The organism is Kriegella aquimaris (assembly GCF_900103215.1).
GTDB lineage: Bacteria > Bacteroidota > Bacteroidia > Flavobacteriales > Flavobacteriaceae > Kriegella > Kriegella aquimaris.
Window position 1 is genome coordinate 249,148 of record NZ_FNGV01000008.1, and the last position, 23,117, is coordinate 272,264.

The following is a 23,117-nucleotide window of genomic DNA, read 5'->3' on the forward strand; positions in this document are numbered from 1 at the left end:
ATTGGAGATTAGTAGTGTTTTATTTGAATACCTCTAAGTTGTGAAAGAATAAAGGGAAACAGAAAATGGATGAGTGAATGACCGAATTATCTTAGTGAATGGTCAAAATACGGGTGTAAGTATATACAACAGCATGTCGATGTATAATCAAAGAAGGTGAAAAGAAGATTTTGTGGAAAGCAATCATTTTTTAATATGGACAAAACACTAACGACAAAATTAAATCGTACGAAAAAGCCTAAAAACGGTCTCTTTGTGTGATTTGCTAACAGGAATTTTGTTGTCACCGATAAAAAGCATATTGCCCTCAAAACCATCTACCAAATTGATATTGACAACGTAGCTTCTGTGAATTCTTAAGAAGCGATCTTGGGGTAATTGCGCTTCAATTTTATTAAGTCCGACGGAATACATAAAGCGATCCGTTCTAGTGTATACGGTGCAATAATTGCTATCGGCTTCTAAAAAAAGTATTTCTTCAATGGGTACGCGTTCAAAATGTTGGTTCTTTTTCAAGAACAGGCTGTCTTTAATTTGTAATACTTGGTTTTCCGTAGGTGAAAAAGTTTTTTTCCCCAATATTTGCCTTTCGGGAATTTTGATTGCAAAATTTTTAAGGGCCAACTCTATGGCTATGCTAACCTGACGATCATTAAATGGTTTGAGTAAATAGGCATATGGCCTCACACTTTTGGCTCTTTCGATAAGGTAGCTATCAGCATGGGATGTAAGAAAAAGAAATGGAATATTATATGTATCGTTTATAATCCGAGCAAGTTCAATGCCATCACGATCGCCTTTTAAAACGATATCGATCAATAACATATCAATATCTTGGTTTTTTGACAACAAATCCAAGGCCTTGGTCGCCGTATCGGCTATTCCAACGATGGTGTAGTTGTTATCGCTAAGCCTATTGGCGATATCATTGGCCAAAAGAATCTCGTCTTCTACTATGAGTAATTTTACTTTTAAGGCTTGGTTTGTCATTGATACCCTTTCTTAGTTAAGTTTTATGCCGACTCCAATTTCATGGTCCATAAGGTTCCATCAAGATTGGATCGCTCGATACTCCCATCCAATTGCTGTATCAAGGAAGTTATTAATTTAATACCGAACGAATTGTTCTTTTGACCTTCTTCATTGGAAAAGCCAATACCATTGTCACTAATTTCTATTTTTAGATATTTATTTACTTCACTGACCTTGACTTTTAAATTTGGATTCTTAACTCCGCCGTACGCATATTTCAATGCATTGATTACAATCTCATTGATAATTAATGCAATTGGTACTGCTTTGTCTACCGATACACTGGTGTGGGCTATATCGAAATCGGGCTCGAAATTGACATTATAACCATGAAAAAGACCTAAAACCAATTCTTCGATATACTCTTTCAGATAGATTCTGGTCTCTACTCCTTCCTGATATAATTTACTGTGTACCAAAGATAGGGCTTCCACCCTATTTTTACCTGCAATAATCGCCTCTTGGGCCGGATGGCCAGAGAGTTCACGACTTTGAAGATTCAATAAACTTGCTATCATTTGCAGATTGTTTTTTACGCGATGGTTCAGTTCTTTTAGCAAAAGGGCTTTTTCGCGTTCTCTATTGGCGATAATCAGTTTTTGGTCAGACAGCTCGCTATTGGCTTTTTTAATCGTCTTATTGCCCTTAAATAGTAGGTAAGACAAAAAAATGAATAGACAGATGCCGGCCACTAAGGAAATTAGCGTATTTTTTTGATAAGAATTGATTGTGTTTAGCACGCTTATTTCTGTTTCCCGCTTGTCTATCTCATAACTCGACTTTAATTGTTCTATCTTTTGAATGGAAGCCTTGTTTACCAAGCTATCTTGATAGATCTGATATTTTTTTTGATAGCCCAGCGCATCGGCAAATCTTCCTTGGGTTTCATATAATGATGCTAATTGAGCGCTGAAATCCCTGATTTGTTCCTTTAATCCGGCCGTTGTTGCCATATCCAGTGCTTCCTGTAGTTTTTGTTCGGCCAAGTTCCACTTCCCTTCTTTCTTGTAGATTTCCCCCAATGCCGCGAGGTATACTGAGGTAGAATAGTCATCACCCAAATTCCGTAATATAGAAATTGCTTCGGTCAGTAGTTCTTTTGCAGCGGCAAGTTCGTTCTGAACGGAATACACCATCCCCAGATTACCGGTAGAATACCCCTGAACGATATCGTTCTTTAACTGTTCGTTACGCTTCAAGGTTTCCTTAAAAGAGGTGGCCGCACTGTCCATGTGGCCAGCGAGGCGATAGGCCTCTCCTAGATTGAGCGTCGTTAGAACTTGGTTTAAGGTATTATCGGAATTTTCATAAATATGTTTGGCCTTTTTTAAATAGGCAATAGCCGAAGTATAATCATTGTCGCTTATTGAATTGCTCCCTAATTGGGCATACGAAGCAGCCTGGCGTTCCGGTAGGTCTAAGGTTTCAAATATTCGCAATGCTTTTAAAGATGCTTGCAGTGAAATATCGTTGTTTCCGCGTCTTCGTTCGACATGGCTAATTTCTTCCCAAGCCATTGCCTGTAATAAAGGTTTATCTATTTCTGTAGCGATTTGCAAAGCCTCTTTAGCCAAAAGCAGACTTGAATCAATATCTTGAACATGATATGCACGTTCACCGAGTAATCGGGACCTTTCTTCCTTGGAAAGGTTGTCTTGCTTTAGAATTTTCCCAAGACTATCCGCTATTTGGGTACTTTGGGAGAAAGAATTCACAAAGTGAAATAGAAATGTAAGTGTTAGAACCCATTTCATGTTTTTCAAAGCTTAATACATATTAAAGATAGATAAGCCATTATAAAATGTTGGTTTAAAGTATAAAGCGCCCAAAACAGGATGCTTCCCGAGAATAAGAGATGAGTTTTTCCTGGTTATCTAAAAAATAAAAGTGTAGTTAAAACTGACTTATAGCTCAATTTTATTCAGACTTGATCCCATGTAGCAATATCTCCTTTACTTGTGAAGCGCCAGTGGTTTCTCTTAGCCACGCGAACTTATTTTGACTAAGGGATCTAAATTAAAATAGTACTTGCGTTTCTCCCCCTTACTATTTTCGAACAACATCGAAAACATAATGCTATAAGAAATATAATTTCTTTTGAGGGCTTCTTTAGTCTTTATCACACATTTATGCTTTTTATTTGGTGAAATATACAAAGTGCCATCCGGTGTATTTTGCACCCACTTCTTTTTATAGTTAAAGATTTTTTTCCAATGGTCCTCTAGTTTGCCATCTTGGTTTATAAAATCTTTGCCCACATTTTTAGCTTTACAGCACACAAGCTCAGGATTGCTTAACCCAAAAGAAGGACCGTCATCAGCCGGTTTCAAACTTATGGAAATAGTGGTTTTCTCCGTAATTTCCGGAAATTCATTTTTTTCAATATTTACAAAATTATCAATGGCAATAGGTCTGTACGGCGTGCCTAAATCTAGGTACGTATCGTTCATGGCTTCTTCTAGACCTTTAAGCATTATCGGAAAGCAGGTAATTGAAGAATCTTCTTTATTAGTTTTTAATTCAATTTCAATGTGCATTTTGGTTTGGTTATTATATTGTTTATAAATTGAAAATGATACGAGGGAGGAGCCCTAGGATCTCTGGAAATAAGCGCTCTCATCCTTCAAAAGGCGTATGAATATAAGTAAAGAATTAAAAATTTTACCTACATTATTCAGTAAATATTCTCATTTTAGTAAATTTCATTACCTAAATGAGAAGGGGTTGTTGGTGAATTTTTTTAAATGTAAATACGTTAGGAAAGCTGAACACGACCGCTTCTTCTACTTCAATGGGCAAAAAAGAACGATTCTATAAAAAGGGTTAGAATTTTTTAAAGGTTGATATTTAAGTATACCGAAACTCTATGTTTCAACGCTACCTTGCCATTGTTCAAGTTTTGATCGATGGGCACCATACCGACAAGGCCTAGCGAATAATTTTGGTAGGCCGTTTCAAGGCTTAACTTGCCAAGAAAGATAGTGCCTTTGGTGTTGGCTACTTTCATGTCAAATTCTCTATTGGAAGCATAATTCTCACCCGCTAGCCCAATAATTGGTGTAAAGGCTAAATCGGAAACGTAGTACGTTTTAAACGCATTGATTCCGTAATTGAATTGGTTGCCAAATTGGTAATCTTTTGGGTTTTTCGTTTTGATGGTATAGTTGAACATGGTGCTGATACCCCAGTTTCTATAGCTGAATCCATAGTTCATGGCCAAAATGTAATCCCAACTGCCATTTCCTAGCTGAAAACTCGGATTTACACTCCCGGTGTTATTGGCTTTGTCGTATTTACCCGTAGGTAGTTTTAATCCTCCGCCTAACTGCAAGTAATGCTCGGGTTTAATAGATATTATGCTGTCGGGCGTGGCTTTGATTAGGCTGTAGAAGGCTAGTACACTGATGTCGCCCAAACCGTTAATTTTTTGTTCTGTGTTGTCGGGGAATATCCTGTTGTGAAATTGGTAGGGAAGTATGATATTGACTATTGCTCTTTTTGTTACTGGAAAATTTCCCCACGCCTGTACGGTATTGAAATTTTCGTTAATCCATGGAGAATTGTTGAAAATTCCATCCCTCGATCGATATTCTTGACCGATATACCGTAGGCCCATAAAGTTTTTATTAAGGGCTGTACCGTAACCCATACTGCCTCCGCTACTTCCGCAACCACAAGTGTCGCAAAAGAAATCGTCTTCTAAAAAGTGAAAATGTTCCAAACAATAGCGTGGTGGATCTACATCAAAGGGACGATTATTTGCATAGGAAAAGGCTATGGAGTTAAAAATCAGTAAAAAATATAAGGTTTTAATATTCTGCAAAACGTTCATCGTTAATATAGGTTTCGTCTGTCAACGTGTTTAAAAAAGAGACCAAAGCGGTCTTTTCAGTGGTTTCTAAGGCAATGCCCAATTTTCCATTTTTGTTTAAAACTGGGTCAAGTGTAGGAGAGTCGAAAACGCCCTCATCATAAAAATCAAGCACGGCTGTTAAGCTACCAAATCTGCCGTCGTGCATGTAGGGTGCGGTAAGTGCAACGTTGCGAAGGCTCGGCACCTTGAATTTGTAGTTATCCGTTTGCGCCCCGCTCACTTCAGCTCGGCCGATATCATTTATTTGGGGATTCGGTGTCAAACCATTATTTCTAAATGTACCATCTGTAAAGAGGTCACTACTATGGCAGGTAGCACATTTTTCCTGAAAGATAGCAAGTCCTTCTGCTTCCAAAGTACTTAGGTTTCCACCGGGTTCTTGCCTAATATATGTATCATATTTTGAATTGGCCGAAACCATCATTACCATAAACTGGGAAAGAGCTTTCAAAAAATATTCGTTGTTGATCTCACCTTCATCAAAGGCATTGGCAAAGAGTTCGGGATATTCGGTATCTGCTTGTAATTTGGCCAGAACATTGCTCACCGTTTCCCCCATTTCTACTTCGTTGGTTATTGGGATTATAGGAAAGAGGTCTAAATGGGAGGTGGCGCCGTCCCAAGTAAATTCTTGCATAAAAGCGGCATTTTGAATGGCCGGTGTATTTCTTATTCCTTCCAAGTCATCTATACCATGGCTAAATTGGTGGCCGTGGTGGGTAAAGGCAAAATTTTGTTCATGACAGAATCCGCAGGAGATAAACCCATTTGCGGATAGACGGCCGTCATAAAAGAGTTTTTTCCCCAGTTCAAAACCCAATTGGGTCGGCGGGTTGGCGCTAAGGTCATATTTCACTTCTGGAAAATTTGAAGGAATAGTAAACTCCAGCGAACTATTTAATGGAACGTATGCTTCATCTGGTGAAGAACACGAAGCGAAGAGTGCAAGAACAAACCCCAATAAAACATCACTGTTTTTCATATTATAATGGTTAATGGCAGTCGGCAACTACCTGAGATAACCGACCACCAATTCTAACTAATGGTTCGTGTTATTCATGACCATTCGCATTGTGAACATGGTCTACTACGAACATTTCTGTTACGTTTACCGCTATTTGAGGAGATTTCTCAGCGTCTACCATGATTACCGATTTTTCAGAAAGCTCAATCGAATTAGTTGCTCCGACCAATATTTTTCCGGCATCGATTTTTAGATGGATGTTTGGGTCCATACCATCGCTTACAAGAATATTAGATGGCAATTGAAGGGTTACCTCCTTATAATTGTCGAGGCTAGATCCGTGACTTCCCATGTGAATTTTAAAATCTGTGGGGTCGGCTACGGTTTCAGAAGTAAAGTTCCCTTCAAAATTTAAAAACTTGTAGCCCGCTTGCCAAGACCACATCATATTGTTTTCCTCCGCCAAGGTCACAAAGTCGCCTTGCCCCTCGGCGCCTTGAAGGTATTTCTCTTGGTCGACGCCTATTCCGAAAACAAGTGTGGTGTATTCACCGGCTGGAATTTCAGGAAGTTCTACATCATCGGCTTCGGTCTCTTGGCTAATGATAAAATAACTCTCATCTTTTGGGAATACATATTTTTCACCATCTTTATTCACTAACCGAAAATTACTGACGATATATGAAAATCGCGTTACTGTTAGAGTTTCCCCATTCGCATTGGCCGCGTTTGCACTTCCTAGAACCAAATCGTTATCGGCGAAGCCATTATCGAAGGTGATAGAAACTTCTCCTGACCCGGTTAATTCGATGCTATCATTCGTGCCGTCTTCGTCACTAGAACAAGAAATTAAGAAAAAGCTGAATACGGCTACGATAGCCAAGTTGTAATATTTCATTGGTGTTTTTTTAAATTTTTATGCAATGGCAACCCTATTCGATTTTTGAAATAGGGATATTATTTTTTAAAGGAATCTATACTGCAGTCTATTACGGAATGTAGGATTGCTATTAGCACTATACGTGAAAGCAGGGTTTTAGGGAATATCATATGGATATTCAATAGCCGATGCGTGAACGTATCGCATGAGAACAGTTACATTTCAGAATAGTATTTAGAAGACTACGCGAAGTATCGAAAAACGTTTGATTTTTCGGAAAATAGGCGTAGTAGGTCGAATTAAGCCAATTCTGGAGGTTGTGTAATATCGTAAGTGAAAAGGTTTGAAATCAAGTCTTGAGCAGTAGTATAATTGTTCTGTTTGATTTTTACTAGGTGGAACCCCAAATCAATTTGAGGTAAAGATTGAAAGAAAGTTATTTGTTGAATTTCGGTTTTGGACTGTTTTTCGCCGAACGGATTTTTTTCGTTTTGCTCTGATGCTGCCGCAAGTTGTTTAGCGAGGTAGCACTTACCATCACAATTCAGTTGCGGCTTGTCTTTGTTCTCACAAAGTACATTTTTGATGTAATCATAATTCATAACGTATTCCGCTACGGGCCATAGAGGCTTGACCAGCATTACAAACGCTACGAAAAGAATAACCACCTGTTTCACGCGGCAAATATATGATTTATGATTTTGCTTTAAAACAAAATAAAAGCGAAAGTTACAATATCATCGTCAAAGTGTAATCACATTTTTAGTGTCTTCCAATACGTTGTATGCGACCATTATTTATGTAAAAGCGGGTATGCCGGTAATATCAGCTCCGGTAATCAGAAGGTGAATATCGTGGGTGCCTTCATAGGTGATGACACTTTCAAGATTCATCATATGCCGCATGATGGAATAATCACCAGTAATACCCATTGCTCCTAAAACCTGTCGTGCTTCCCGAGCTATTTTTAGTGCCATGTCGACGTTGTTTCGCTTGGCCATGGAAATCTGCTGGGTGGTTGCTTTGCCTTCATTTTTTAACTGCCCCAATCGAAAAGCCAGTAATTGGGCCTTCGTGATTTCGGTTATCATTTCGGCCAGTTTCTTCTGTTGCAATTGAAAGGCTGCAATGGGCTTTCCGAATTGCATGCGCTCTTTTGCATATCTGAGGGCAGTGTCGTAGCAATCCATGGCGGCTCCGATAGCTCCCCAGGCGATACCGTACCGGGCAGAATCAAGACAGCCGAGTGGCGCGCCCAATCCGCTTTTTCCAGGTAATAGATTTGCCTTCGGTACTTTTACGTTGTCAAAAATAAGTTCTCCGGTAGCCGACGCCCGCAAAGACCATTTATTATGTGTCTCCGGGGTTGAAAACCCATCCATTCCACGTTCAACAATAAGTCCTTGTATACGGCCGTCTTCATTCTTGGCCCAAACTACTGCGATATCGGCAAAGGGCGAGTTCGATATCCACAATTTGGCGCCATTTAAAAGGTAATGGTCGCCTGCATCTTTAAACTTGGTTTCCATACCGCTGGGGTTAGATCCGTGATTTGGTTCTGTCAAACCAAAACAACCCATGAGTTCTCCCGTCGCCAGCTTGGGGAGGTATTTTTTTCGTTGTTCCTCAGAGCCGTAAGTATAAATGGGGTACATGACCAAAGAAGACTGTACAGAAGCGGTTGAGCGAACGCCGCTATCCCCACGTTCGATTTCCTGCATGATGAGGCCGTAGCTTATTTGATCCAAACCAGCACCCCCATAGGTTTCGGGAATGTAGGGTCCGAAAGCTCCGATTTCTGCCAATCCTCCTAAAATTTGCTTGGGAAATTCAGCCTTTTGCGCATACGACTCTATAATTGGCGAAATATCGCGCTTGACCCATTGTCGGGCAGCGTCACGTACTAATTTGTGCTCTTCGGAAAAAAGATCATCGAGATTGTAATAGTCGGGAGCTTCAAACAGGTCGGGCTTCATATTGGAATGTTTTCAATCAAAGATAATTAAAGAAATATAACAGACCAATGCCCACTTGTTACATTTTTAAATAAAAATCTTTGGTCAGGTCGACATATTCCTGGGTGTATTCATGACGCCTTATTTCAATGGTAAGTGCTTTGATTTTAGTTTCCGTTGCATTGAAAACGAACTCTAATAAACTGCGTTTGGTTTCTGAAGTTGGGTTCCCCTTTACCCGAGTAATCCGTCGCGGAAAGAGATTGAGTTGCGCTGCAAGGTTTAGAAAAGCTTCCTCTTCCTTGAAAGGAATAATGGTGGAGAAAATTCCTTTTGGAGAAAGCAAGCGTGAAACGCCTTCCAATAGTTCATCAAAAGGTAACGACTGATTTTGGCGCGCCTGATCCCTCGATTTATCACCACTTGAAACATCCTCGGAATAAAAGGGAGGATTGGAAACAATCAAATCATAAGTATCTTCCCACTCATCGACAAACTCATCTAAACCCGCGTGATAACAAAACATTCGGTCTCCCCAAGGCGAGGATTCAAAATTTTCGGTACACTGCTCATAGGCGTGATCATCAAGTTCAATAGCGTCAATGGTTTGCGAGGGACTTCTTTGTGCCATCATAAGCGCAATAACTCCCGTGCCTGCCCCAATGTCCAAAATACTTTCAGGGTTTTTTTCCAAAGAGGCCCATGCGCCCAACAGAACACCATCGGTACCCACTTTCATGGCACAACGATCTTGATTTAGACTGAACTGTTTAAAACGAAAAATGTTTTTCATGAATTGCGATCAAATAATTCTAGAAACAGGAATTTAATCTACTTTTCCTGATTCCCTATTTTCAGACCCTTCTACTTCTGTCAGGGCATCACCTAGCCTAGCCCGCATTCCATCGGCAAGTTTCTTAATTTTTTCAACGACTTCAGGGTTTTCGGCAGCTACATTTTTGGTCTCCGAAATATCTTGGGTCACATCATACAGTTCAATATCTTCCATGTCGACCATTCGATATTCCCCCGGAAGACCATCTTTGCCGGGCTCTTGGCCATTCATGGTACGGTACCGATGGGGGAAATATAACTTCCATTTTCCGTAGCGAACCCCCATAAGTTCATTCACCCGATAGTAAAAGAAATAGGCTTCCTGAGGGCTTTCGGTGCTTTGCCCTGTCAATACGTTCCATGCACTCACGCCATCGATAGTTCGGTCGGGGAGTTGTGCGCCTGTGACTTCTGCAATTGTGGGCAATAGATCAATTGCCATTATCGGAGTGTCCAAAGTACGGTTCGGGGTGAGTTTGCTCGGATATTTCATAACAAAGGGTTCGCGTTGGGCACCTTCCCAGGCGGTTCCTTTGCCCTCACGGAAGGGTAGGGCGCTTCCCGCGTGGTTTCCATAGGCCAACCATGGTCCGTTATCTGAAGTGAAGATAATCATGGTATTATCTTCCAATCCGTTTTTCTTTAAAGCCTCGATAATTTGACCGACCGACCAATCGATTTCCATAATCACATCGCCATAGAGCCCGCGTTCCGATTTTCCCTTAAACTTGTCTGAAACAAAAAGAGGCACGTGCGGCTGCGGGTGTGGTACATAAAGAAAGAAAGGGTTGTCTTTATTACGGTTTATAAAGTCTACACTTTTTTCGGTGAGCTGGGTAGTGAGCTGCGACTGGTCTTCGAGTGTGTCAATTACCGTTTCATTTTGGTATAGGGGTAGTGGGGGAAAATTGAATACTGTGCCTTGCCATGGGTGATGTGGCCACATGTCATTGGAATAGGGGATGCCGAACCATTCATCAAATCCGTGTCGTGTAGGCAAGAATTTCTGGTCGTCACCTAAATGCCATTTTCCATAAATCGCAGTTTTATAGCCCTTGGCTTTTAGCATTTCAGCAATGGTAGTCTCAGTGGCATTGATGCCAACGGGGCTCCCGGGCCCCAATGCGTTATGTATTCCTATTCGGTTGGGGTAGCATCCTGTTAAAATACCGGCCCTTGAAGCCGAGCATATGGGTTGAGCGGAATAATAGCTTGTCAATTTTACACCGTCTTTCGCCATTTGATCCACGTTCGGCGTCAGAATGTTCGGAGATCTGAAAACCCCAATATCTTCATAACCTTGGTCATCAGTGAAAATAAGAACAATATTGGGCGGCCGGTCGGCTTTTGGGCTCTCTTTTTCCGTTTTTGATTTACAGGAAATGAAGCAGGTAAATATCAATATGTAAACTAATGGTCGGTACATTAATCAATTATTTTTTTGGTGATAGTATGAGAAATGATGATGTTACTTGTAAAAGGGAAGTTCCATCTTTGGTCAAAAGTAGCGAAAGTCGGGTGCAACCTCCAATGATAAAACTAAAAAACTTAGACTTGGCTCCTTTAAAATTCTTAAATTGAGATCTTGAATTTGATTAGAAACTAAGAACATTATATATGAAGGACAACAAAATTACAAGAAGAAGGTTCATGGGGTCATCGGCCACTTTGCTGGCGGGTACAGCTTTGGTAGGGCCGTCGCTTTTCGGAGCACCGTCTATATTGAAATCTTATAATAAACCGAACTCTTTGATTAATGGGGTTCAAATTGGGGTCATAACCTATTCTTTCAGAAGTATGCCCGATCAAAGTGCCGAGGCGACTTTAAAATATGTGCTCGATAGTGGCATTAGTGCAATAGAATTGATGGGGACTCCTGCCGAAACTTTTGCGGGCAGACCCGAAAACCCAGTTGACCGAAGTGCATTTTCAAAACTTGCTCGGAAAAAACGAAATGCAAAATTGAGTGAAGACGAGGGTAGGGAATTTGCAGATCTAGAAGCCCAAATGGCTGCTTACAATAAGCAGGTTGCCCAATGGCGGAAGACTGTCTCAATGGATAAATTTACAAAGCTCAGAAAAATGTATAGTGATGCCGGAGTCAGTATATACGCTTTTAAGCCAGGGAACACATTTGGGAAAAAGAATTCAGATGCCGATATTGATTGGGGCATGAGGGCAGGGAAGGCATTGGGTGCAAGCCATGTTACGGTAGAGCACCCAAGTGATGATGCCTTGACCAAAAGATTAGGCGCCATGGCCACAAAGCATAAAATGTGTATCGGATATCACGGTCACGAGCAGCAGACGCCTACTTTGTGGGACACGGCCTTGGAGCAATCAAAATACAATATGTTGAACTTGGACCTAGGGCATTTTGTGGCTGCCGGAAATTCGGAGCCTCTGGCCATCATCAAAGCAAAACATGATCGCATTAAAAGTATGCACCTAAAAGATCGTCAAACACCCGCACATGGAAAAGGAAACGTGTTATGGGGAACGGGCGATACGCCTATAAAGGAAGCGCTTCAAATGATAAGTACCAACAAATATAAATTTCCTGGAACCGTTGAATTGGAATATGACATTCCCGAAGGTTCAAATGCTGTAGCGGAAGTACAAAAATGTTTGGAATATTGTCGTAAAGCGTTGTCATAGCGCTTTTCGGTATTATCCCAAGTAAAGGTCGACCAGTCCGTCGGGTGTAGTTACAAAAATTGTTTTCGCCGCCCGATCTACTTTGGTCAGAATCTCATCGGTGATGGGAATCAATAGTTGCTTGCCGTTTTTTTCTATCTCAAAAAGGGCTTGGGAGGTTGTATCGTTAACCCCGGTAATCAAACCAATATCACCGTGAACATCATCATTTACGGTAAAGCCTATAATTTCATGAAAGTAGAATTTATTGCCTTTCAGTTTTGGAAGGGCAGTCAGGGGCAAATAAAGTTCGGCACCCATAATTCGGTCTGCCGCTGCTTCATCTTTGACTTCTTCGAAATCAATGCGTAATAAGGCCGATTTATGTAACCGACATTTATCAATAAAAAATGGAACCAGATTGTTTCGTATTGAAACAAAAACTGATTCCATGTTTTCGTATATTTCAGGTTCGTCAGCATCTAGCTTTACTAGTACTTCGCCCTTAAAACTGTATTTTGAAACGACTTTTCCGAGGTAGAAACAATCTGACTTCTGCATCGTTTCAAACTTATTTTATGCTTCTTTGGCAGAATCTTTATCTTCTGATTCGGCAACAGCTTCTTCCTTAGCTTCTGCTTCTGGGGCAGCTGCTGCTTCGACCTCTGCGGTTTCTTCAACAGGCTCAGCTTCCGCTTCTTCTGGAGCTTCGGCCTCAGCGGCAGCTTGTGCACGTTTATCGTTTACAGCTTTTTCAGCTTTCAATGCCTCGGCTCTTGCATCGGATTTTTCTTTGTCCAATCCGCCAATTTTATTGGCTATGGATTGCCCTTTTTCCTCTAACCAAGCATTGAATTTCTCTTCCACTTGTTCTTCGGTCAAAGCTCCTTTACGAACACCTCCCAATAAGTGGTGCTTCAACAAAACGCCTTTATATGATAAAATAGCCCTAGCGGTATCGGTAGGCTGTGCACCGTTCTGTAACCATTGTACAGAATGGTCAATATTAAGTTCTATAGTTGCCGGGTTGGTGTTTGGGTTGTAGATGCCCAATTTTTCTAAAAACTTACCATCTCTTTTCGAGCGCGAATCTGCTGCAACTACCCAATAGAATGGTTTTCCTTTTTTCCCGTGTCTCTGTAATCTAATTTTAACTGGCATATCACATTAATTTGTGGGGTGCCCGACCCCTGTTATTAATTCTTTTGTCCTTTTTAAGGACGGCAAAGATACTGTATTTCTTGAAATGAACAATAGGTTTGCTGGAAATGTTGAATAAAAGGTAATTAAGTATTTTCTTGGGTGTTGAGTCAAGAACGAAAAGGTTGTTTTATGGGTGTTCTTCCATTACTCCCGTTCTGCCAACATGTCTTTCCCTTTTATTAATTTGGATTTATGTGCCGCTACCAGTTCATTGATTTTTGTTAAAACTTCCGGATGGTCTTCTGCAATATCGAACTGTTCGGAAGGGTCTTCGCTTAGGTTGTATAAAATGGGAGGGTTATGTATTTCTTTACCTCCGAACTGCCCGTATACGCCCTTGGTTATAAAATGTGCTTTGTAATCGCCTAATCGTACTGCGTACAATTCGTTTTCTCGATAATAGAGCATACTTTCTCGTGGACTTTGTCCGTGCTCGAGGAGGGTTGTGGTAAGATCGATTCCATCTATTACGCGATCATCAGGTATGGGTACTCCTGCCATATTACTGAAGGTGGTGAATAAATCCATGGTCGAACCTATATCGGAAATCACTCCGGGTTTTATTTTTCCAGGACTCCAAAAGATACCGGGTTCACGCATGCCACCTTCCCATGTACTTCCTTTTCCAGCCCGCAGAAGCCCAGCACTGCCGCCATGTGTCTTGAATGGAAGCCAGGGTCCGTTGTCGGAAGTGAAAACGACAATGGTGTTTTCGGCCAGGCCTTCTTCTTTTAGGGCCTGAATGATTTTACCTACGCCGTTATCGATTTCTTCCAACACATCACCGTACAGGCCACGTTTGCTCTTTCCTAGAAAATCTTTGGAAGCGAAAAGGGGAATATGGGGCAGGTTATGGGCGAGATAGACGAAAAAAGGTTTGTCTTTGTTCTCTTTTATAAAAGAAACGGCTTCTTCCGAATATCGCTTGGTAATCGTATTCTGATTGGCGGGCTGCTCTATAATTTTTGTGTTTCTGAGAAGTGGAACGTTATAATCTTCCTTTACTATGGCCTTTTGGCCTTCTTTAGCCAATTCTTTATAGTTGCGTTTACCCACGTGGTCCATGTCATTGGAATATGGAATTCCGAAATAATAATCGAAGCCATTATTCGTAGGTAAATATTGTTCTTTGTGCCCCAAGTGCCATTTTCCGATACAGGCGGTACTATAGCCTGCTTTTTTCAATTGTTCGGCCAAGGTAATTTCATTTGCTGGTAATCCGTTTTTGCTGTTGGGGAATAGTACGCGCGATTTAGCGCTGCTCATTCCGCTTCGAATAGGTAGTCTTCCCGTTAATAAAGCAGCTCTGCTTGGAGTGCAAACACTGGCGCCTACGTAAAAATTGGTCCATTTTTGGCCTTCATGCGCCATTTGGTCCAAATGGGGTGTTCGAATGGTCGGGTGTCCGTAGACACCAAGATCTCCATAGCCAAGGTCGTCAGCGAAAATGATTACAAAATTCGGTGTGTTTTGTGAATTCTTTTGACCAAAAGAGTTGGTGGAGCTTACTAGTAAAAGAAGGGAGGCTAGAATGTAAATTCTAGGGAAAAGTATTTTATTTGCCATTTTTAATTTTTTTCGATGCTCAATTTAAGTATTATATTAAGAATGGAGAAAAACATGTACCGTTAATAACTCCTAAAAACTACCTTTTAAAAACGTTGACTATTTAAGTACTTTTATAGGCTACAATTTTATCCGGAAAAACACCTTATATGTACCTAATCTTCGATACCGAAACTACTGGTCTGCCCAAAAACTGGAATGCTCCTATTACCGATACCGACAACTGGCCGCGCTGTATTCAAATTGCTTGGCAGTTGCATGACGAAATGGGCAGGTGTATCGAACATCAAGATTATTTGGTGCGCCCCGATGGTTTTAATATACCGTATGATGCAGAACAGATTCACGGTATCTCTACTGAATTGGCGCAGCAGCAAGGGGTTGCGCTATCAGAGGTTTTAGAGAAGTTCAATATTGCCATGTCGAAAACAAAGTTTGTCGTCGGGCAGAATGTTGGCTTTGATGTGAACATAATGGGGGCCGAGTTTCATCGCTTGGGTGTTGAGAACCCGTTACAGGAGCTTCCTGTTTTAGATACTTGTACCGAGCATACGGCACAGTTATGTCAAATTCCCGGAGGCCGGGGCGGTAAGTTTAAGCTTCCTACCTTGACCGAATTACATCAGCATTTATTCGGAGAGCCTTTTGGGGAGGCCCACAATGCTACTGCCGATGTGGAAGCAACTACCCGTTGCTTTTTAGAATTGATCCGTAAACAACAGTATACGACGGAGCAATTGGATGTTCGACCCGATTATTTCAAAAATTTCTCGGAAGTCAATCCGCAAGAGATTCAGCTAATCGGTCTAAAACATATCAATCTTAAAAAAGCATCGAAAAAAATTGCCGATGCACTTTGGGAAAAAGATACAGGCGTCGTTTCCCATGACGAGATAAAAGAAAACTTAGCTACGCTAGAATCCGTAAGTTTTGCGCATTTGCATAATCATACGCAATTTTCGATTCTCCAATCCACTATAAGTGTGGCCGATCTGATTGCTGCCACCGCAAAAGCAAAAATGCCGGCCGTAGCCATGACTGACCATGCAAATATGATGGGGGCTTTCCACTTTGTAAGTGGGGTGCTTAACCATAATAAAGGAGTTACGACGCGTAATGAGGAAAACTTAAAACGTTATGAAGCTACCCAAAACGGAACGCTAGAAGAAGGAGAAGAGCCTTTGAACGAGCTGCCAGAGCCTGAATTGGAAATCACCCCGATTATCGGTTGTGAGTTTCAAGTGTGTGAAGACCATACCAATAAATCACAAAAGGATAACGGTTACCAAGTAGTGATGCTCGCCAAGAGCAAACAAGGCTACTTGAACTTGGCGAAAATGTCATCCATTGCTTTTGTTGATGGTAAATACTATGTGCCGCGTATCGATAAAAAAATCGTTGAGCAGTACAAAGAAGATGTTATCGTACTTACCGGTAATTTGTACGGCGAGGTGCCTAGTAAAGTATTGAACGTTGGCGAAAACCAAGCAGAAGAGGCCCTTCTTTGGTGGAAAGAAACGTTTGGTGACGATTTATATATCGAGATTATGCGACACGGTCAAGAAGATGAAGATCGTGTGAACCAAGTATTGATACAGTTTGCGAAAAAACACAATGTAAAACTAGTCGCCACAAATAATACCTATTACGTCGAAAAGGAGAATGCGCATGCACATGATATTCTTCTATGTGTTAAGGATGGAGAAAAACAGGCAACACCGATAGGCCGTGGTCGCGGTTATAGATACGGATTGCCTAATCAGGAGTATTACTTTAAGTCTTCGGAGGAAATGAAGGAGCTTTTTAAGGATATTCCCGAAGCCATCATCAATATTCAAGAAATCGTCGACAAGGTAGATACCTTTACTTTGGCACGGGATGTCTTGTTGCCCGCATTCGATATTCCAGAAGAGTTTCAGTTCGAAGAAGATAAATTAGATGGTGGTAAGCGCGGGGAGAACAAATATTTACGTCACATTACCTATGAAGGGGCAAAAAAGAGATATGGGGAGATTACACCCGAAATCGATGAGCGGTTAGATTTTGAGCTGAAGGTAATCGAGAATACGGGGTATCCAGGCTATTTCTTAATTGTTGAAGATTTTATTCGGGCTGCCCGAAAAATGGACGTGTCTGTCGGCCCCGGACGTGGTTCGGCGGCAGGTTCGGCAGTGGCATATTGTTTGTGGATTACCAATTTGGATCCGATTAAGTACGACTTGCTTTTTGAGCGTTTCCTGAATCCGGATCGTGTAAGTATGCCCGATATTGATATCGACTTTGATGATGAAGGTCGAAGTCGGGTAATGGATTATGTTATCAACAAATACGGCTCTAACCAGGTGGCCCAAATCATTACCTATGGTACCATGGCCGCCAAATCATCTATTCGAGATACGGCCCGTGCTTTAGACTTGCCTTTGGGCGATGCCGATCGTATGGCGAAGTTGATTCCCAATATGTCCAAACTAAAAAAGATAATTGGGGTCGATGAAAAAATATTGAAAAGCAAGTTCAACAGCGAAGAGCTTGAAAAAATAAATGAACTTCTGAATATATCGGAAGGTGAAGGACTCGAATCGGAAACGCTCAACCAAGCATATATTTTAGAAGGTTCAGTTCGCAACACGGGTATTCATGCTTGTGGAGTGATTATTACCCCAGACGATATTACCAAGTTCGTTCCGGTGGCTCTTGCCAAGGATTCCGACATGTATTGTACCCAGTTCGACAACTCTGTGGTGGAAAGTGCCGGATTATTGAAAATGGATTTCTTGGGATTGAAAACCTTGACCTTGATCAAGGATACCGTTAAAATCGTTAAGGCGAAACACGGTATTGAGTTAGATCCCGAGAATTTTCCGCTCGACGACGAAAAGACATACGAACTTTTTCAAAGAGGTGAAACAGTTGGGGTATTTCAATATGAATCACCCGGTATGCAAAAACACATGCGGTCGTTAAAACCAACGGTTTTTGCCGACCTTATTGCTATGAATGCCCTGTACCGACCTGGGCCAATGGAATACATACCGAGTTTTGTTGCCCGTAAGCATGGTACCGAAGAGATTGTCTATGATCTTGACGCCTGTGAAGAATACCTAGCGGAAACCTATGGAATTACGGTGTACCAAGAGCAGGTAATGCTCCTCTCGCAAAAACTGGCGGACTTTACCAAAGGTGAGGCCGATGTTTTACGTAAAGCCATGGGTAAAAAGCAAAAGTACGTTCTTGATAAAATGAAGCCCAAATTTATCGAACAGGCTTCTGCAAAAGGACATGCGGCAGATAAGCTCGAAAAAATATGGAAAGATTGGGAAGCATTTGCGGCTTACGCCTTTAATAAATCGCACTCTACCTGCTACGCGTGGATCGCCTACCAAACAGCATATTGTAAAGCACATTATCCGGCAGAATATATGGCCGCCGTGCTTTCGAATAACATGAATGACATTAAACAGGTTACATTCTTTATGGAAGAATGCAAGCGCATGGGCCTTGATGTTCTTGGGCCCGATGTAAACGAATCGTACTACAAATTTGCGGTGAACGATGCCGGAGCCGTTCGTTTTGGAATGGGCGCCGTCAAAGGTGTGGGTCGCGGGGCGGTAGAAACCATTGTGGAGAATAGAAAAAAAGACGGTCCGTTTAAGTCTGTTTTCGATATGGCGAAGCGAATCGATTTACGGGCATCCAATAAAAAAGCATTCGAAAACTTGGCGGTTGCCGGTGGCTTCGATTCTTTCGGATCCGCACATCGCGCACAATATTTTCATGATGAAGGCGATGGCATAACCTTCTTGGAAAAAGTAATTAAATACGGGGCAAAGTTTCAAGAAAATGAGAATTCGGCGCAGGTAAGCCTTTTTGGTGACGCAAGTGAAGTGCAAATTCCAGAACCCGAGGTTCCACCTTGTGAAGAATGGGGCACGATGGAAAAGTTACGTCGGGAAAAGGAAGTTGTAGGTATCTATATTTCCGGACATCCCCTTGATGATTTTAGAACAGAAATAAAGGCATTTTGCAATGCTTCCCTTGCCATCTTGAATAATCTAGAAAGCGTGGTAAATCGTGAGCTTTCATTCGCCGGGGTGATTACCGATGTACAGCATCGCACCTCAAAGAATGGAAAAGGGTGGGCTTTGTTTACTATGGAAGATTATACCGATTCCTATGAATTTCGAATTTTCGGGGAGGAATACCTGAAGTTTCGTCATTTTCTAATGATCAATTCTTTTGCTTACGTCAAGGTATATATTCGCGAAGGCTGGATGAACCGTGAAACTGAGAAAAAGGGCGACCCTAGGTTACAATATAATAGCTTTATGCTACTGCAGGAAGTGATGGAAACCTATGCTAAAAAGCTGACGATCAAACTTAATATCGACGAGTTGGCAGAGAAGAATATTTATGAATTAAAGGATACATTGGTTTCGCACAAAGGTAGCCATACCTTGAACTTTGTGATTTACGAGATGGAAGAGGAAATAAAGGTGAACTTGTCGAGCAGAAAGCAAAAAGTCCAGATTTCAAGTGAATTGCTGCATCAACTAAGTGAGAATGATGTACATTATAAATTGAATTGAACCGTATTAATGATGATGGAAAAATAATCTGTTTTCGTTGAATGTCTCAATGGCCCGTGATAGTCAGGCCTGCAGTGACGTATAAATTACGGTGATAGTACAATAGACAAAACGAATTTTACGTTCGTAAGGAAGTAGCATAATATTTGACTAAATTTGCGTAATCAATAAAAGGAATTAAAATGGCATTAGAAATAACAGATGCTACTTTTGATAAAGTAGTTTTGCAAAGTGATAAACCCGTTGTAGTTGATTTTTGGGCTGCTTGGTGCGGGCCTTGTAGAATGGTGGGTCCCATCATCGACGAGGTAAGTAATGAATATGAAGGTAAAGCTGTAGTTGGCAAAGTAGATGTTGATGCGAATCAAGAATTTGCCGCAAAATATGGAGTTCGAAATATTCCTACGGTTTTGGTCTTTAAAGATGGTGAAATCGTAAACAGGCAGGTTGGTGTATCACCTAAAAAGGTATATACCGACGCTATCGATGCAGCTTTGTAGTAAAGACCGATTCCAATAAAAAGGAAAAGAGTAAACTAAAAGTAGTATAAAAAATCCCGCAATTTGCGGGATTTTTTTATTTAGGGATTTTATAAAGGATTTTTCTAATTGAACAGTTTAGGGGTAATTTAAATTCCTTATTTTACCCTGAGAACTTTCCTATCTTTGTTCATATGAACCTCCAATCTGAATTAAACAAAGCGCCTCTTTTTCAAAATTTGGAACTTTTGGCCAATCAAGTGGTCGAAGGCTTTATAAGTGGTATACATAAGAGTCCATTTCACGGATTCTCGGCTGAATTTGCCGAACATAAAATCTATAATGTTGGCGAAAGTACCAAACATATCGACTGGAAGCTATACGCAAAGACTGATAAGCTCTATACCAAAAGATATGAGGAGGAGACTAATTTAAGGTGTCATATGATTTTGGATAATTCCGCTTCGATGTATTATCCCGAAATAAAGAACTTGACAATTGATAATCTAAATAAGGTCGGCTTTAGTGTTTTGGCCATTGCAGCATTGATGAATGTGCTCAAAAGGCAACGCGATGCCGTTGGGCTTAGTGTTTATTCCGATGGGTATCACTATTATTCACCTGAAAAGGGCAGTGAAAGGCACCGACAGATGTTACTGGCCAAATTAAGTGAGATAAGCCTTGATACTAGACCGGCCCAACAAACCGAGACCTATACCTATTTGCACCAAATAGCAGAGAAAATAAAGCGTCGTAGTCTCATTTTTTTGTTTACTGACATGTTTCAGGCCAACATCGAAGATGGAAAATTGTTTGATGCACTCCGCCATTTAAAGTATAATAAGCACGAAGTTGTGCTGTTTCACGTACTGGATAAGGATACCGAGCTTCATTTTAATTTCGACCATGCACCTAAACGTTTTCTTGACGTAGAAACAGGCGAACATATCGATCTCTATTCAGATACGGTCAAAGATGTATATGAAAGGAGTATCGAAAATCAACTTGAAGCTTTAAAATTAAAATGTGCGCAATATAAGATTAAGTATGTCGATATTGATGTTAAAGCCCATTTTCATAGGGTATTGAACACCTTTATGGTGGAGCGTCAGAAATTTGTTTGATGCTATTTTAAAATTTTAAAAAAAAATGTTTGTGGAATTCAATTAGCAACGTATATTTGCACACGCTAAACGCCACGGTTCGGTAGTTCAGTTGGTTAGAATACCTGCCTGTCACGCAGGGGGTCGCGGGTTCGAGTCCCGTCCGGACCGCCAACAAAGACAAGCCTTTCAAGAGATTGAGAGGCTTTTTCTTTTTAGTGGGTACAACATAGGTACAACAAATTACTTCCCCGTTAATTCTTTCCGATTCCTTTGTGTTCGTTATCATTAAGGCATTTTCTGCCCTTTAAAAAAATCAGTCCTTCATTCATAAAAATTCTTCTGTGACTTCTTGTTCGAATACATTCAAATCATAATCACATTTTGCATAATTCGGACCAATTTCAAAGAATCTTTGGTAATCCCTCAAAAAACATTCTTTTTTTTAGTTAAAGACTTCCTTGGATTTCTTTTGACGGTACCCGCCCTTCTAATTTGGGCAAAACCCTAAAAAGAAATACCATGAAAGAAAAGGAAAACGTAGTAGGGCTGCTTTCCGACATCAAAGGTCTGTTGTCCCACACCAAGAAAGTAATGAACGTAGATGACCTCGTGGCCTATACTGGACTCTCAAAGAGCAAGATCTACAAACTGACGCATTTAAAGCTCATCCCGATGGGGAACAATCCCCATATCCGCCAAAAGTTCTTCGACAAGGACACCATCGATGCCTGGCTGTTGGGGGAACCCGACCTCTCGGACGAAACCCTGGAACAGCGGTTCAACGAGCAGCTGATGAAAAATAGAAAGCACTAAACTGGAGGCTCCCTTCATTCAAAAAATAGAATCATGAAAGACACTCCCTATATCCGTGTGGGCACCGCCTACTATAAAATGGTGAAGGCGCCGACGATAGCCGGACATTTCAACGAAGTCCTGGTCCATTGGAACATGGAGACCATTAAACAAGACCATGGCAAGGACCATTTGAGCAAGGTTCCCAAATACGACGGCTTTACATGTATCCCCAGCCACACCGATTTTAAGCAAGAATACAAAGGGTTTTACAATACCTATTCCCCTTTGGCCAAGAAACCCCACGAAGGAGAATTTGGGAAGAGCCTGAATTTCGTCAGGCATATCTTCGGGAAACACTATGAGCTTGGGCTGGACTATCTGCAATTGCTATACCTTAGGCCCATTCAAGTACTCCCCATCCTTTGCTTGGTGTCCAAAGAACGTTCGACCGGCAAGAGCACCTTTCTGAAATGGCTCAAGGAAATCTTCGACAACAACCTTACCTATTTGACCAACGACAGCTTCAGTAGCCAGTTCAATGCGGACTGGGCGAACAAACTATTGATATGTATCGACGAGGTGCTTTTCAACAAAGAGGAAATGACCGAACGCATCAAATACCTGAGCACTACCAATATCAACAAATTAGAAGCCAAGGGAAAGGATAAACGCGAGGTGGAGTTCTTCGGGAAATTCATCCTTTGTAGCAATAACGAGGACAGCTTTATAAAAATCGATAGCAACGAGACCCGGTTCTGGGTAAACAAAGTCCCGGGCATAAAGAAAGAGCGGACCAATTTTCTAAATCTCTTGATAGCGGAAATACCCGCTTTCCTGTTCTATTTACAAAATCGCGAACTAGCTACAAAGCACAGTACGCGAATGTGGTTCACCCCTGGCCAGATAAAAACCCTCGCTCTGAAAAAGTTGGTACGGAACAATCGCAACCGGGTGGAGAAAGAACTGGCGAGCATTCTTTTAAGTGTCATGGAAAAGTTCGATCTGGAAGAAGTAAACCTTTGTCCCATCGACGCGCTACATATATTGAACAAGACCAGGGTACGGACCGATCTGACGCAGTTGAGAAGATTGCTCAAAAAAGAGTGGAAACTGACCAACCGGGACAACTCGAACAGCTATCAAAAAATCGTGATCTGGAGCGATGGGGATATCCACAGGACGGATGCCAAGGGGCGCTATTTTACG

General features: G+C 41.3%; 19 protein-coding genes and 1 tRNA gene. 7 read left to right on the plus strand and 13 right to left on the minus strand.

What is annotated here, in order from left to right:
* Nucleotides 1-219 precede the first annotated feature (219 nt).
* The 10 genes from BLS33_RS16260 to BLS33_RS16305 all read right to left on the minus strand — a co-directional run bounded on the left by BLS33_RS16260 (nt 220) and on the right by BLS33_RS16305 (nt 10,965).
* Entirely contained in the window at nt 220-990 is a 771-nt protein-coding gene (locus BLS33_RS16260; protein WP_089891789.1) for a LytR/AlgR family response regulator transcription factor, read from the minus strand.
* A 23-nt stretch (nt 991-1,013) separates the two neighbouring features.
* Entirely contained in the window at nt 1,014-2,786 is a 1,773-nt protein-coding gene (locus BLS33_RS16265; protein WP_089891792.1) for a tetratricopeptide repeat-containing sensor histidine kinase, read from the minus strand.
* Nucleotides 2,787-3,011: 225 nt separating this feature from the next.
* Complete coding sequence (locus tag BLS33_RS16270) at nt 3,012-3,569, minus strand: hypothetical protein (protein ID WP_089891795.1); 558 nt, start codon at nt 3,567-3,569, stop codon at nt 3,012-3,014.
* Nucleotides 3,570-3,865: 296 nt separating this feature from the next.
* A complete protein-coding gene (locus tag BLS33_RS16275; protein WP_089891800.1) occupies nt 3,866-4,864 on the minus strand; it encodes a transporter family protein in 999 nt (332 codons plus the stop codon).
* Nucleotides 4,842-5,888 carry a cytochrome-c peroxidase gene (locus BLS33_RS16280; RefSeq protein ID WP_089891803.1) on the minus strand — a complete coding sequence of 349 codons (1,047 nt, stop codon included), beginning with the start codon at nt 5,886-5,888 and terminating at the stop codon, nt 4,842-4,844. The genes BLS33_RS16275 and BLS33_RS16280 overlap by 23 nt, the downstream gene beginning before the upstream one ends.
* 70 nt (nt 5,889-5,958) lie before the next feature.
* Nucleotides 5,959-6,768, minus strand: coding sequence for an MbnP family protein (locus BLS33_RS16285; RefSeq protein WP_089891806.1), 810 nt, complete (start codon nt 6,766-6,768; stop codon nt 5,959-5,961).
* A gap of 281 nt (nt 6,769-7,049) precedes the next feature.
* On the minus strand, nt 7,050-7,427 hold the full coding sequence (locus BLS33_RS16290; RefSeq protein WP_089891809.1) for a hypothetical protein: 378 nt from the start codon (nt 7,425-7,427) through the stop codon (nt 7,050-7,052).
* Nucleotides 7,428-7,547: 120 nt separating this feature from the next.
* Entirely contained in the window at nt 7,548-8,726 is a 1,179-nt protein-coding gene (locus tag BLS33_RS16295; protein ID WP_089891812.1) for an acyl-CoA dehydrogenase family protein, read from the minus strand.
* A gap of 58 nt (nt 8,727-8,784) precedes the next feature.
* Nucleotides 8,785-9,498, minus strand: a complete 714-nt coding sequence (locus tag BLS33_RS16300) for a tRNA1(Val) (adenine(37)-N6)-methyltransferase (protein WP_089891816.1) — start codon at nt 9,496-9,498, stop codon at nt 8,785-8,787.
* A gap of 33 nt (nt 9,499-9,531) precedes the next feature.
* Nucleotides 9,532-10,965, minus strand: a complete 1,434-nt coding sequence (locus BLS33_RS16305) for a sulfatase family protein (RefSeq protein ID WP_089891819.1) — start codon at nt 10,963-10,965, stop codon at nt 9,532-9,534.
* A gap of 191 nt (nt 10,966-11,156) precedes the next feature.
* Here BLS33_RS16305 and BLS33_RS16310 point away from each other — a divergent pair, with 191 nt between their 5' ends.
* The gene (locus BLS33_RS16310; protein ID WP_089891823.1) at nt 11,157-12,197 is read left to right on the plus strand and encodes a sugar phosphate isomerase/epimerase family protein; all 1,041 of its coding nucleotides are present in this window, start codon (nt 11,157-11,159) and stop codon (nt 12,195-12,197) included.
* A gap of 12 nt (nt 12,198-12,209) precedes the next feature.
* Here the strand turns inward: BLS33_RS16310 and rimM are convergent, their stop codons facing one another.
* The 3 genes from rimM to BLS33_RS16325 all read right to left on the minus strand — a co-directional run bounded on the left by rimM (nt 12,210) and on the right by BLS33_RS16325 (nt 14,945).
* On the minus strand, nt 12,210-12,737 hold the full coding sequence (gene rimM / locus BLS33_RS16315) for a ribosome maturation factor RimM (protein ID WP_089891826.1): 528 nt from the start codon (nt 12,735-12,737) through the stop codon (nt 12,210-12,212).
* Nucleotides 12,738-12,752: 15 nt separating this feature from the next.
* Nucleotides 12,753-13,337: a 30S ribosomal protein S16 gene (locus tag BLS33_RS16320; RefSeq protein WP_089891830.1), complete on the minus strand. Its 585-nt coding sequence runs from the start codon at nt 13,335-13,337 to the stop codon at nt 12,753-12,755.
* A gap of 186 nt (nt 13,338-13,523) precedes the next feature.
* Complete coding sequence (locus BLS33_RS16325) at nt 13,524-14,945, minus strand: sulfatase family protein (protein ID WP_089891833.1); 1,422 nt, start codon at nt 14,943-14,945, stop codon at nt 13,524-13,526.
* Nucleotides 14,946-15,094: 149 nt separating this feature from the next.
* Between BLS33_RS16325 and dnaE the strand changes: the two genes are divergently transcribed.
* From dnaE to BLS33_RS16355, 6 genes are all read left to right on the plus strand, one after another.
* Nucleotides 15,095-19,531, plus strand: a complete 4,437-nt coding sequence (gene dnaE, locus BLS33_RS16330) for a DNA polymerase III subunit alpha (RefSeq protein WP_089891836.1) — start codon at nt 15,095-15,097, stop codon at nt 19,529-19,531.
* A 182-nt stretch (nt 19,532-19,713) separates the two neighbouring features.
* Nucleotides 19,714-20,031 (plus strand): thioredoxin, encoded by a 318-nt coding sequence (gene trxA / locus BLS33_RS16335; RefSeq protein WP_089891839.1) that lies wholly within the window; start codon nt 19,714-19,716, stop codon nt 20,029-20,031.
* Nucleotides 20,032-20,204: 173 nt separating this feature from the next.
* Nucleotides 20,205-21,134 carry a DUF58 domain-containing protein gene (locus tag BLS33_RS16340; RefSeq protein WP_089891841.1) on the plus strand — a complete coding sequence of 310 codons (930 nt, stop codon included), beginning with the start codon at nt 20,205-20,207 and terminating at the stop codon, nt 21,132-21,134.
* 76 nt (nt 21,135-21,210) lie between these two features.
* A tRNA-Asp gene (locus tag BLS33_RS16345) sits at nt 21,211-21,287 on the plus strand.
* A 348-nt stretch (nt 21,288-21,635) separates the two neighbouring features.
* Nucleotides 21,636-21,929, plus strand: coding sequence for a helix-turn-helix transcriptional regulator (locus BLS33_RS16350; protein ID WP_089891845.1), 294 nt, complete (start codon nt 21,636-21,638; stop codon nt 21,927-21,929).
* A gap of 33 nt (nt 21,930-21,962) precedes the next feature.
* On the plus strand, nt 21,963-23,117 hold a 1,155-nt coding region (locus BLS33_RS16355), incomplete at its 3' end, for a primase-helicase family protein (protein ID WP_089891848.1).

Bases quoted from the DNA above. Each gene is read 5' to 3' on its own strand.
- dnaE (WP_089891836.1), top strand. From the start codon at position 15,095: ATGTACCTAATCTTCGATACCGAAACTACTGGTCTGCCCAAAAACTGG.
- BLS33_RS16300 (WP_089891816.1), bottom strand. From the start codon at position 9,498: ATGAAAAACATTTTTCGTTTTAAACAGTTCAGTCTAAATCAAGATCGT.
- BLS33_RS16270 (WP_089891795.1), bottom strand. From the start codon at position 3,569: ATGCACATTGAAATTGAATTAAAAACTAATAAAGAAGATTCTTCAATT.
- BLS33_RS16285 (WP_089891806.1), bottom strand. From the start codon at position 6,768: ATGAAATATTACAACTTGGCTATCGTAGCCGTATTCAGCTTTTTCTTA.
- BLS33_RS16325 (WP_089891833.1), bottom strand. From the start codon at position 14,945: ATGGCAAATAAAATACTTTTCCCTAGAATTTACATTCTAGCCTCCCTT.
- BLS33_RS16275 (WP_089891800.1), bottom strand. From the start codon at position 4,864: ATGAACGTTTTGCAGAATATTAAAACCTTATATTTTTTACTGATTTTT.
- BLS33_RS16260 (WP_089891789.1), bottom strand. From the start codon at position 990: ATGACAAACCAAGCCTTAAAAGTAAAATTACTCATAGTAGAAGACGAG.
- BLS33_RS16350 (WP_089891845.1), top strand. From the start codon at position 21,636: ATGAAAGAAAAGGAAAACGTAGTAGGGCTGCTTTCCGACATCAAAGGT.
- BLS33_RS16310 (WP_089891823.1), top strand. From the start codon at position 11,157: ATGAAGGACAACAAAATTACAAGAAGAAGGTTCATGGGGTCATCGGCC.
- BLS33_RS16295 (WP_089891812.1), bottom strand. From the start codon at position 8,726: ATGAAGCCCGACCTGTTTGAAGCTCCCGACTATTACAATCTCGATGAT.
- BLS33_RS16305 (WP_089891819.1), bottom strand. From the start codon at position 10,965: ATGTACCGACCATTAGTTTACATATTGATATTTACCTGCTTCATTTCC.
- BLS33_RS16340 (WP_089891841.1), top strand. From the start codon at position 20,205: ATGAACCTCCAATCTGAATTAAACAAAGCGCCTCTTTTTCAAAATTTG.
- trxA (WP_089891839.1), top strand. From the start codon at position 19,714: ATGGCATTAGAAATAACAGATGCTACTTTTGATAAAGTAGTTTTGCAA.
- BLS33_RS16280 (WP_089891803.1), bottom strand. From the start codon at position 5,888: ATGAAAAACAGTGATGTTTTATTGGGGTTTGTTCTTGCACTCTTCGCT.
- rimM (WP_089891826.1), bottom strand. From the start codon at position 12,737: ATGCAGAAGTCAGATTGTTTCTACCTCGGAAAAGTCGTTTCAAAATAC.
- BLS33_RS16265 (WP_089891792.1), bottom strand. From the start codon at position 2,786: ATGAAATGGGTTCTAACACTTACATTTCTATTTCACTTTGTGAATTCT.
- BLS33_RS16320 (WP_089891830.1), bottom strand. From the start codon at position 13,337: ATGCCAGTTAAAATTAGATTACAGAGACACGGGAAAAAAGGAAAACCA.